Annotated in this window: 6 protein-coding genes; 1 reads left to right on the top strand and 5 read right to left on the bottom strand. The window is 35.9% G+C overall.

Annotated features, from left to right (window positions below; all coding sequences use genetic code 11):
• Positions 1-8: 8 nt before the first annotated feature.
• The 5 genes from asnS to Q0K80_RS00375 form a co-directional block, all read right to left on the bottom strand.
• The gene (gene asnS, locus Q0K80_RS00355) at positions 9-1,307 is read right to left on the bottom strand and encodes an asparagine--tRNA ligase (protein ID WP_294601669.1); all 1,299 of its coding nucleotides are present in this window, start codon (positions 1,305-1,307) and stop codon (positions 9-11) included.
• A 67-nt stretch (positions 1,308-1,374) separates the two neighbouring features.
• The gene (locus Q0K80_RS00360) at positions 1,375-1,857 is read right to left on the bottom strand and encodes a hypothetical protein (RefSeq protein WP_294601671.1); all 483 of its coding nucleotides are present in this window, start codon (positions 1,855-1,857) and stop codon (positions 1,375-1,377) included.
• Positions 1,844-4,633 carry a helicase C-terminal domain-containing protein gene (locus tag Q0K80_RS00365; RefSeq protein WP_294601673.1) on the bottom strand — a complete coding sequence of 930 codons (2,790 nt, stop codon included), beginning with the start codon at positions 4,631-4,633 and terminating at the stop codon, positions 1,844-1,846. Before Q0K80_RS00365 ends, Q0K80_RS00360 begins: the two co-directional genes overlap by 14 nt.
• Positions 4,634-4,654: 21 nt before the next feature.
• Positions 4,655-8,296: a helicase-exonuclease AddAB subunit AddA gene (gene addA, locus Q0K80_RS00370; protein WP_294601675.1), complete on the bottom strand. Its 3,642-nt coding sequence runs from the start codon at positions 8,294-8,296 to the stop codon at positions 4,655-4,657.
• Position 8,297: 1 nt separating this feature from the next.
• A complete protein-coding gene (locus tag Q0K80_RS00375; protein WP_294601677.1) occupies positions 8,298-11,771 on the bottom strand; it encodes a PD-(D/E)XK nuclease family protein in 3,474 nt (1,157 codons plus the stop codon).
• 75 nt (positions 11,772-11,846) lie between these two features.
• Here Q0K80_RS00375 and mvk point away from each other — a divergent pair, with 75 nt between their 5' ends.
• On the top strand, positions 11,847-12,755 hold the full coding sequence (gene mvk, locus Q0K80_RS00380) for a mevalonate kinase (RefSeq protein WP_294601680.1): 909 nt from the start codon (positions 11,847-11,849) through the stop codon (positions 12,753-12,755).
• The last annotated feature ends 1 nt before the right edge of the window (position 12,756 follow it).

The following is a 12,756-nucleotide window of genomic DNA, read 5'->3' on the forward strand; positions in this document are numbered from 1 at the left end:
TTTTAATATTAAGGCTCAAGTCTGTTAATCATTCTTGGGAACGGAATAGCTTCACGAACATGGTCTAAATTACAAATCCAAGCAATTACTCGTTCAAATCCCATGCCAAAGCCAGAATGAGGTACGCTACCATATTTACGTAAATCTAGGTACCAGCTATAATCATTTTCATTTAAGCCGGCTTCATGAATTTGTTTAAGTAATGTCTCGTAATCACTTTCACGTTCTGATCCGCCCATAATTTCACCATAACCTTCAGGTGCTAAAACATCAGCACATAAATATTCTTTAGGGTTATCAGGATTTTTCTTCATATAAAAAGGTTTAATAGATGTTGGGTAATTTACTATGAAGAACGGGCGATCAAATTTTTCAGAAATAAAGGCTTCATCAGGAGCGCCAAAATCATCTCCCCATTTAAAGTCGCGTCCATCATCCTGTAACATTTTTACTGCATCATCATAAGACAAACGAGTATAATCACCCTGAGAAGCAGGCTCAAGCTTCTTAGGATCCCTGCCTAAAATTTCCAGTTCATATTGGCAATTTTGTAAAACTTGTCCAGTGACATATGACAAGAACCGTTCTTGCAAAGCAAGAGATTCATCTTGATGCATCCAGGCCATTTCCGGCTCCATCATCCAGAACTCGGTTAAATGACGACGAGTTTTTGACTCCTCTGCTCTAAAAGTTGGGCCAAAGGTGAAAATCTTCCCGAATGCTTCAGCCCCTACTTCACCGTAAAGTTGACCAGATTGAGAAAGGTATGCATCGCCACCAAAATATTCAGTATGGAATAATTCTGTAGTTCCTTCAGGAGCAGAATGCATAAAGATTGGAGCATCAAATTTTATAAACCCTTCCTTTTCAAAGAAATCAACAGTTGCTTTGAAAATGACGTTTCTAATTCGCATGATCGCAAACGGGCGTTTGCTTCTTAACCATAAATACCTGTGATCAAGAAGAAATTCAATACCATGTTCTTTATTACCGATAGGATAGCCTTCATTGTTAGTAATAAGTTGCAAATCCGAAATTTGAATTTCATAACCAAAGTGAGAACGTTCGTCTTGATGAACAGTCCCCTTGATGTAGAAACTTGCCTCCTGATGCAGTGATTTTGCTGTCTCAAAAACTTCATCCGAAACGGCATTTTTACGAATAACCCCTTGGAAAAATGCTGTACCATCACGTAATTGTAAGAAAACTATCTTACCACTTGAACGTTTATCCGTTAGCCAAACGTGCATCTGCACTTCTTGGTCGACATGATTGCGACAATCTGCTATAGAAATTAATTCTGTCATAAACTTTTATTCCACTTTCCTTATCATAATCAAATTAATAATACCAAAGTTTGAGCAATTTAGCGACTTAACCTACTAATTTTCCATTTTTAAAATCAAAAAGTTGATAATGATATTCACCCGCAACATTTTTAGAGCTTACTTCCCAAACCGGCTTATTCTGATACCAGCCTAAATTTACTTCAGTAATTTTTTCAGATGGCCTTTTAACACTGTATTTGTTGCGGATAACTGCTTCATTAACACCCTTACTTGCTGGATATAAAAATGCTTTTTTAGATCCGGGTAAATAAATAAAATAATAGGTCTTATGATTCTTGGTCAAGCCTTTTAAAGAATAGCTGTTAATACCACGATTCAAATGATAGGTCTTTTCAGTATACCTGATTGGAGTCTTTTCAAGAGCAATTTTGTTAAGTTCGCGGGTTTCTGCTCTTTCGGGATTACCAGCTTTATAAAAAATTATAATAAAAGCAAAGTATAATAATACCAATATTAAGAATACCCATGCTAAAAATTTAAAAGTTTGTTTTGTATCATCTTGTATCATAGTTTTCTAACATTTCTTGTAAATCATTCAAAGATATTTTTTTGACTTTAACGGGAATGGCAGCCAGAAAAATAGAACCATAATCTTTAGACCAAATTCTGGAATCTAATATTAAAAATTGTCCTTTATCCTGCTCTCCACGTATTAACCTGCCCATTCCCTGCTTAAACCGAATAACCGCCCTTGGCATCGTATCAGAATGAAAAACGTCAATTCCTCTGTCAATGAGCTGTCTTTGGCGCAACTTAACTTTAGGTAAATCGGGGGCTTCAAATGGCAATTTTGTTGCTATTACCAAATCTACACCACATTCGTGAAAATCTATTCCTTCCCAAAAACTATCTGCACCAAGTATCAGAGCTTTTTTAGCAATGGCGAATCTTTTGATAATACGATTATTTGACCCGGAAACACCCTGAGCCAAAATTTCAAAATCCCGTAAGTTGGGCGAATTGATAATAGCACTAAAAGTTTTTTTAATTTGTTCTAAATTTGTCATTAGTATTAAAACATGATTTTTATTTGCCAAGTCATTTTCAATAATTTGCGTTAGCTTTTTTTCGTGGGCAGGATCATTAATATCTGGAAAATCAGTTACAGATAAAACCTCAAGATGTTTTGCTAATTTAAATGTGCTCGTCCCGATGTATTTTTGGGGTGCTAAATCGGTTAACCCTAAAAGTTTAATTATAAAATCAAAACCATTTTCACTGGTCATAGTTGCACTTACAAATGAAATGTGATCGAAGCGATCGTATATTTTGTGCAATTCTGGCGTTGCATCCAGCATTAACCAGCTTAAGTTGGCACTCAAAGGATCTTGAGGATTAGTTAAAGTAACAATAAATCCTTCTGATTCAACATAAGCTTTTTTACGAAGTAAATCAGATAACTGATAGCTTTTTGTAATAAAATCATCCAGCTGATCTATTTGACCTGAAGCTTCACTTAAAATAGCATCCCGATCAATATTTGAATTGTCAGTTTCATTGTACATCTTAAATAAAATTTGATTAGTTTTCTGCCTGATGTCTTCCAATTTCCGTTGCAGTTCAGTTAGTTTGACTAAAAACTGACTATTTTTGGAAAATAAATCCCTTCCTCTAAAGCTAAGTAGCAAATTACCATTAGCCAAAGTATTTTGGCTGACAGCCTTTTTCTTTTTGGAGCAAAGCAAACGTTGCAAATGATTAATGACCTTAATTAACTCAAGAATTGCTGGATCCAGCTTTTCCAATAAGAAATTGAATTGAACGTCGTTACCGTATTGATTAAATATACTGTCATCGGCATAATAAAGCAAATTACGCAGATGATTGAGAGCTCCCCATAATGATTCGAACTGAAACGAATCGTTTCTAGAACTGATAACATTGTCAACAAAGCGGTGAGCTTCGTCAATAACGAGATAAGGATTTTGTCCCCAAATAGTATCATTATAATGATTGGCTAAATAGGCATGATTTGTCACTAAAATGTCTGCCTGCTCTTGCCGCTGCCTAGCAAGGTTCCAAAAATCAACGTCCGCAAAAATGCTACCAACGCGTGCATCACCAGGATGGGCAATTTGAGTAAATAAAGGTGCACGATAGTTAGTGAGCTGCAGTTCGTCTAAATCGCCAGTCTTCGTTTCGGTTAACCAAACTAAAATACGCATCTGTAAAACTAAAGTCAACTTATTAGGAGTACCTTGATATAAACTCTGATAAAATCCATCTAGATCAAGGTAATGACTACTGGCTTTCACTTCTTCAGCCTTTAAGTCTAACTTGGTGACGTTCAATAATTGGGGTATTTCATGATTAATAATCTGTCTTTGCAAAACTTTTGTAGGAGTAGCGATTACTAATTTTCTGTTTGTATATAAATGATAGGAATAAGCAAATAAATAAGAAAAAGTCTTACCACTTCCATTAGGAGCCTCAACTAACAGCGTTCTTTGCTTTGAGGAACGCAAAAACTGTTCAATACGATTAATTAGGTCTACCTGCGGTTGCCGGTAATTAATTTTACTTTGGAACAGCTTCTTTTTTGTGCTGTCACTTTTTGGAAAAGTAGTTGACGACTGACTTTCAGTAATTGCTATTTTTTCCTGCTTACGCAGTATTATTTGTCGTACTTGCTGGTATTCAGGAGATAAAGGACGTTTCTCTTTGCGTGCATCATCAGCAATAGTCGTAAAAATCCAGGAAGTGTCGCGGATTAAACCGTGTGCCAAAGAACTTAAAGTATTCAGGGTAGCTTGAGGTAAACTTTCAAGCCGCTCAATAATTTTTATTAGTAAAACTGCAGTGCCATAGGCATCAGAGTCAGCTTTATGAGGGTTTAAATGTTTAATGTGCAATAATGCAGTTAAATCGCTCAGTTTATATGAAGGCTCTGTGGGAAAAGCAATTTTAGCCAGTTCCACGGTGTCAATTGCACGATTGATCAGAGGCTCATAACCATGTTGTACTAATTCATAATTTAAAAATGGCAAATCAAAATTGACGTTATGAGCAACAAAAACAGTATCTTTTAAAATTTTTACAATCTTTGGTGCATAAAAAGAAAAATCTTTTGCATGGGCCACATCCTTATTATGTAAATGAGTCAAGTTTTGGACCGCTATTGGAATTTCACGATGGGGATTAATCATAAACGAATATGTTTTGACAACTTTCATATTTTTAATAATGGCACAGCCAAACTGGATAATATGATTGTTATCTTCTCGCTGTGTTCCGGTAGTTTCCAAATCAACGACCGCAAAAACGGTCTGCTCAAATGATTTCATTCTGCATTACCCCTCCTTTCTTTACTTAACTTCAACAATTTGGCATGCATCTAATAAAATTAAATATTTGGCTTTAACTTTTTGGTCGGAAAAAGAATTTAAGGCCCTTTCATATAAACGCAATTGTCCTGCATACTTTTGTTTAATCTTATCTATGGCTAATTCTAAATGGCTGTGATCGATATGATCAGTTTTATAATCAAACAATATTATGCCATCTTTTTCACTAAAATAACCGTCTATTGTACCATGAATTAAAATTTTCGCATCAGGGTCACTGAAATTGCCAAATAAAACGTCAGCTGGCAACAGACTTGAAAATTCAATTTCGCGCTGCAAATTTGCAGGATTTTTCCAAAATTTCTGGGCAAAATCACTATGAACAAACCAATTTATTTGTTGCAAATTTAAACTAGCAACAATTTTGCTGTTGAGCTTATTTTGTTTTACTAATTGCTGCACTTCTTCTTCAACTTGGTCTGCTTTTCCTGAGCCATAATAATCATAGTATTGCAGAAGAAGGTGCATGGCAGTACCAATTTCTGCCCCGGTAAATTTTGTCTGATATAAAAAGTCAGGTTTAGTATCAATCGGTTGCAAATAACGGTTAGTAGAAGAAATCAAGTGGGCGTTTTCAAGTTCAGCATCAAGAGGATCATTAAAAGCTTTTTTAATTTCAGATACAGACTGATAAGCAGTTGTGTGACTTGCATCTTGAAAAGGATAACTGAAGTTGTATAACTTTTTGGCATATTCTGTTAACGCTGAAACATTATCTTTTCTCGCCTTTTCTTTGACTGCTTTCTCTTTTAAATTGATACTTTCATCCTGATATTGCAGATACAGCAGCTTTTGACTTGTTTCTGCAGCTAAATTAATATCTGCAATTTTTTGATTTAGAAGTTTATGCCAGTCAATTGTAGGACCAATGAAACTCATTGGATTAGTAGCATTAAGTTTATTGTTGAGAGTTATCTGACCATGTTGATTAACTTGATCTTGCCATTCTTTGATCATTTCTGGTAAATTTTTTAAATCTGCCACTAAAATTAGCTTTTGCTTTGCACGTGTCATTCCGACATATAGAATACGCGCTTCTTCTTCTAAAAGTTGTCTTTTTTTATTCACATTGTCAATTGCTTTGATTAGTGTATCAGCACGATACTGAGTTTCTTTGATTGTCAAACCTACTGAATTTGAATTGATAATGTAATTATTACTTAAATCCCGCATTTGAAAGCGGTGCTGCAAACCTAAATAGAACACAATGGGAAATTCTAGCCCTTTGGAACCGTGAACTGTCATTAAGCGCACTGAATTTCCTGCTTCTTTGGTTAACAGTGGTTGAGCAAGATCTTTTTGACTGCGCCGCATTCTTTCTATGAAATTAATAAATTGATATAATCCCTTAAAACCCGCACTTTCATACGAAGCAGCTCTTTCATACAAAGCTTCCAAATTGACTCTGCGTTGCTTGCCATTAGGCAGTGACGTCATAATTTCCAGTAGGCTAGTCCTTTCATAAATACTCCAAATTAATTCTGAGATTCTGTGCGTTGCAGCAAATTTGCGCAAATCTTCAAGCTGGTTCAAAAAGTCCTTCACTCTCTGACTGAGTTCATCGCCAACTGCCACATATGAAGTCAAAGCATTGTAAAAACTAGCTTTTGGGGTATGAATACGGATAAGACTCAGGTCAGGCTCTTTAAAATTAAATAGCGGTGATCTTAAGACGGCCACTAGAGGAATATCCTGGTCGGAGTTATCAATTATGCGCAAGTAATTCATAATGATAGTCAATTCCAGAGTTTGAAAGTAATTTTTAGCATCCGTAACCATGATTGGAATATTATTCTTTGCAAATTCCTGCATGATCTCAAGATTATTGCTCCGGCTTCTCGTTAAAATGACAATATCACTGTATTTGAAGGGTCTTAAATGATTATCATTAGTTGCAGACTTGTCGTAGACTAAGAAGTTTTCTTCTGTGAATTTTTTAATTCGGTTGATGACCATGGAAATTTCAGCTGAATCGATATCATCAGAAGCATCTTCCTGGGCAGTGTTTTTATCATTGTTTTTTTCATGAAAGAGAATTTCTGTTGCAGCTGGTAAGTTTTCGGGATAGTACTTTGCTCCGTAAACCAGCTGGCTCTCATCTTTATAGTCAATACCACCAAAGTCTGAAGTAAGAACATTTTTAAATACCTGATTGACGATTTCGATTACTGGCTTGGTAGAGCGGAAATTATCAGATAATAAAATTCGCTCTTCTTTTTGTTCATTTTCTTTAAGAGCTGCTTCTTGATATTTATGTAAAAACAAACTCGGTTCAGCCTGCCTAAAGCCATAAATTGACTGTTTAATGTCACCCACCATAAAGAGATTGTTTTGACCGTCTTTTTTAACCAGCTGTAAAATTTTCTCTTGCAGGGGATTGATATCCTGATACTCATCAACCAATATTTCACTAAATTTGTTTTGATAAAAGGACCTTGCCATCTGGGATGCGGAAGAATCCTGACTAAGAATTTGGTAAGCCAGTTGTTCCATATCACTGAAATCAAGAAGATTTTCTACTCTTTTTAACTGAGTAAAATGATCAATCAATGCCAGTTCAGCTTTTACAATCGCTGACATAATTTGATTACCCTTTTGCATTAGTACCAATTGTTCCTGCTCGTCCGTTGCGTAAAAAGAAGTAAAAGAGGTAAAAATTTGTTCTGCTGCTTCTTCTTTTACGCTATGACATTCATCATAAAAGGCAATGATATCTTCATCCCACTTTGCAGATTTACGCATACTTCCACGAAAAATGCAGTTACGTAGTTTTTCTCTTTGATCATCATAGTCGGCATCATTTTTGAGAGCAGCCAAATAATTGGCAAGACATTTTGCAAATAAGTCAAAACTTTCTCTGACTTTCTTTAACTGCTTAGTAGCCATATTAGTACTTTGACAAAGTTGTGCAATATTGTCAGCTAAATTCTGAAAGAGATCTAATAAATATGGTTTGATTGCCTTTTGCCATAATGAAGATTTAATCACTTCTGGTCCACATTGATATTTTTGAGGTAGTTCTTTGAACCAGTCACGATAATCAGGCTTAGTCATTGCATAATTATATAAATCCAGTAGTAAATTCTGTGGCGTCTGTGCATCCCTGTCACCTGCAAAATTATCATAAAAAGCAATGAAGTCAGCGTCTTTATTTTCTAAAAACTCACCTTCAATATCTTTTAATGCTCGCTCGCGCATTAGCTCAGCTTGAGAATCGTCAGTCAAAATACTGAAACTAGGATCAACCCCAATCACATAATAAAAACGATGTATTACATCCAGGCAAAAGGCATCAACCGTTGAAATGTTAGCTGAATCAACCAAGTTAAGCTGTTGGCGCAGGTATGATTTGGGGGAAGCCTTTTGCAACTGCGATAATAATTCTGTTTTAATTCTTTTTTTCATTTCGGAAGCAGCAGCTTTGGTAAAAGTCACTACTAGTAGCTTATCAACACTGGTTCCGGCAAGTATTTCATTTATTAAACGCTGCACCAATACCGTTGTTTTTCCACTTCCAGCAGAAGCCGATACCAAAATATCACGGCCATGATCATTAATTGCTTTTTGCTGAACCGGCGTAAACTGGTTATCTTCTAAGGCCATTTTATTCGTTCTCCTTTAGCCGTTTTTTGATTTTTTCCAGTAATTCTTTCTTTTTAATATTGCCGACTTGATGGTATTTATTTTCTTTCAACATGGCATCAAAAAAGAAAATGTCACGGTAATCAGAATAAGTTAAGGCATTTATACCATTACCATATTTATAGGGGTTTAATTTTATTTGCCCTGATAAAATTTGACTGGAGGCTTCTTTGATGAGTTCTTCGTCATACTTAAGCAGCAACTCAAGTTCATCATCCTTAAAAGAACTGCCACGAAAAGTTAGAGTACCATCTTTTTTAGAACTGACCCCGGTATAAAGAGAAGATGAATTGCCCGGTTGTTTTAAATCAGGCTCAGCTTCAAGCATTAATAATTGGTCGTTATTGATCAAACCGGTATATTTAAGCTTAACCTGACCTTCTAGGTTGGCTTTTTTGATCTGTAAGTCATTACTGTATAAATCTTTACCATTTAGTCTATCCGTTTGCCTTGTTACAGTTTGATAAAAAGCCCCTAAAAGTGAGAAAGGTGTCGACCCTGCAAAAAACTTTTTATTTTGCATTAAAACGTCCAAATAAGAAACCATTTGTAAAGAAATACCATGATAAAATAATCCTAAATTAAATTTCTTAGCGGAAGACTTATAGTCAATTACCTGGGCGATTAATTCATTCTGATCTGTAACCCGAGCTAAATCTACTCGGTCCATTTTACCCCTTAAGTTGACGTAATGTTTGCCGGAGAGACTAGGAATTTTGAAGTTAAGTCCCTTTACCAGCTCACCATTACCAAAACTAAGTTCTGAATATTTAGCACGTAATGGCGTTTTAGTGACTGCCTTGTGCCAGTTAGTAGAGACTTTAGTTGTGGTTTGGTCAAGACAGTTAAATAAAAATTCGTTAAAGGGATCATTCAAAAGCTGCTTATACCTGGCTTCACTCTGCATTTTAGTGCGCGCCACTTTGAGGAGCTGATTTAGTGTTTGACCATCAATTTCTTCTAAATCAAGAGAACGTTCATTTAATTCTTTAACTAACCTGTCAAAAGTTTCATGAAAGTAGTTTCCTGCCTGGATGATATCGAGTTCATTTTCAAATCTTTTATGAAGATGCAAGCCATAAGTTAGAAAATATTCATACGAATTTTCATAGAATGTTTCCAGCTGAGAAACCGAAGAATTAAGATTATTACCGTATAATTTTTGCGCCAAGTCAGGTCCAATGTTTTGGGGTTCATTAATAAATTGGCTTGCGGCGATAACTTTAGTGGTCTTTTGTGGTAATAGATCATGAGTTAGTTTTAATAACTCTTTTACGCCGATATTTTTTTCCGTCCGATTAAGGTAGCTTAAGTATCCTAAACTTGCTTGAGCATTAGTAATAAAAGACAATAGCTGACTTGTTTCTTCTGGAAGATTGTGCTGCGAAAATTCTACTGCACCAGCGTTCTTAAACCTTTCATAATAGATTGAAGGTTGAACGGTGTCCCCTTCATCAGAGGCTAAAGAATAAGTTAAATAAACTTTATCCTGCGCTAAAGCCAGACAGATACCGAATTGGTAATTTTGATCCCAATTGCTTAACTCTTGTCGGTCTTCAATATACGAATCTTCGCCGAAATCCTTTTTCAGTTCTGCTAGGTTTTCTGTACTTAAAAACCCGGGCGTATTTTGTATTTGCGGCAGCCCATTAACCGTTGCGCCCATAATAAAAACTTGCTTATAGCCACTAACTTGGACAATCCCCATTTCAGATAAATTGACTGCATCAAGTGTGGCCGGAATTTGCGAAAAGGTCGCTTCCTTAAAGCCATTGATCAGTACATCAAAAAAGCTCTTAAGGTCAAAACTGTCCGGGTTGATCAGTAAATAATCATGTAAGAGGTTAATCAACAAATCCCACACCTGCTCAGACTGACGAGCTTCTTGCAAGGCTCCGCTCTCTTGAGCATCAGCGCGCCACTTTTCTAAAACGTCACTAACACCGTTTTGAGTTAAAAAATCGAAAAAGGTCGTAACTGCTTTTTGGGTATCCGTCTCTTCTTTTAAATTTTTGAACAACTTGGTAATTTGTTTAACAAAAAAATCTTTTAGTTTATCTATTTTGTTAACTTCTTCTGGAATCTTGTCTAAATCAATTACCTCAGCAGCCATATAATCGGTAAAACTTCGGCGCCAAAGATTATGGTTAATACCGTGTGCCAGAACAAAATTTTCCAGCTGATCAACATCATATATGTAAGCTGATTCATCTTGATACCACTTAGGAATAATGAGTCTGGTTTTCATGATTGCCAGCATATTTTGCGCTTGGAATGGTCTATTCAGCAACTGCGCAACATTCTCAATCAAAACAACCAGAGGATGATATTTCATTTCCTGCTGCAAGTCATTAAAAAAGGGAATTTGATTCTGCCTTAAAATTGGAGTTAAATAGGTTTCGTATTCATGTAAATTGGGTGCCAGAACCAAAAAGTCCCGGTAACGATAATGCCTTAAAGCAACTTGTTGATAAATGGTATGTGCAACGTAATATGCTTCAGCGTACCTATTGTCAGCACGCACAAGCTGCATCTGATCCAATAGACCAATATCACTAACCGTTCCCGTCCAAAATTCATTGAGTAACTCTCTTTTAGTAGGTTTGGGACTAATAGTTGTCGTTGATATTTGATGAGGCAAATTACGGGTTTGAATGTACTGTAACAGTTTGTTGATGGTAGTTTGAATAACGTAATCGTAGTCTCCCGGCTCCGGTGTAGAATTAATTTCACCCTCTTTGGTTTTGAATGCCAAAGTGACACTATGAGCTTTGGCCATCAGTAATTTAACGGTTAAGCATTCTTGCAGTGAAAAATGGGAAAAATCACTGAAGTAAAAGTCTGTCTCGTTTAGTCTCTTGCAGGCCGCCAGATATTCATTTAATTGCAATTGAATTTCATTTGAAGTAGAAAATTTACCTTTAATAGCTTCAGTGAAAGCAGAATATAAAATATTCAAATCTGCAACTTTGTTTTTGGTTTCAAGATCAAGAGTATCCAGATCAATCTCATTAAGGTCCAAGTTACCTTCGCGTATTTGCAAGATTGTATCATACAGTTGTTTGAGCAAGCCGGGATTTAAATTGGTAGTTTGAAAGAGATGCAACTGCTCTTTTTTTTGCTCAATGATTTTTGCTAAAAGCATAGCCGCTGCAGCATCATCCAGCTCTGTTGGTAAGCCTTGTTCGGCATCTTTTAAGAAGAACCAGGCCAACCTGGAAAAAGATAAAACTTGTAAGTTTTTCACTGATTGCTCTGTCTGGTTTTTACTAGCAGCCAGCCTGTTAATTGCCCTGACTTCTGTGGTAAACTTAATGTGATTAGGAACGATGACAAAAGTTTTATGATTAGGGAAACGCTGATAATTTTCTACTGCTTCCTGTAAAACTTTTTCCTGCATGGGATCGGTTTGCCGACCTAGTAAAATTTTAATCATCTATTCTTAGCTCCTTTGCCATTATTTTAGCATAGGAACTAAAGATTTTTAAAAACAATAAGGATCTTAAATAAAATGAAATCAAGTTTTTTAGGACATGGAAAAGTTATTTTAATTGGTGAACATTCAGTAGTTTATGGCTATGATGCTTTAGCATTGCCAATTACTTCTTTACATATTAAAACAACTGTAGAACCATCTGAAAAAATGTGGATGGATACGGCTTATTATCAGGGGCCTTTTTTTATGGCTCCGGATGAATATGATGGTTTAAAATATATAGTTAAAACAATGCTGAACAAAGCTGCAAGTCAAACACCACTTAAAATAACCTATACTGGAGAGATTCCAATTGAACGCGGCTTAGGTTCCAGCGCAACCGTGGCACTGGCTACTACGCGCGCAATGAATGATTATTTCCACTTAAATTTAACCGAAACTGAAATTATTAACATTACTAACCACGCGGAAATGATCAACCACGGTAAAGCATCAGGTCTTGATGCAGCAACTGTTAATTCTGATTGCCTAATCTTTTTTAATCAAAAAGAGGGTCCTAAACCGCTAAGGTCGAAATTACACGCCACCTTGCTTATTATGGATACGGGTGAATTGGGTAGTACGAAAAAAGCTGTTAATCAAGTTTATAAATTACTAAATGAATCAACCACAGCTCAAAATAATCTTAAGGAATTAGGTAAACTGGCTGATGAAACTAAAAGTGCTTGGCTAAATAAAGATGCAGCGACAGTTGGCTTAGCTTTCAATCGGGCTCAAGAAATATTGCATTCATTTAACCTTTCAACTGATAAGATTGATCAATTGCAAAAAATAGCTCATGCAAATGATGCCTTGGGTTTTAAATTGTCTGGTAGCGGACTAGGCGGTATCGTGATCGCTTTGTGTCGCAATCAGGATGATGCTCTTAAAATAGCTCATAAATGTCAAAATATCGTAGCACATAGTTGGATTGAGGAAATTTAAT

The organism is uncultured Lactobacillus sp. (assembly GCF_945290125.1).
Taxonomy (GTDB): domain Bacteria; phylum Bacillota; class Bacilli; order Lactobacillales; family Lactobacillaceae; genus Lactobacillus; species Lactobacillus rizhaonensis.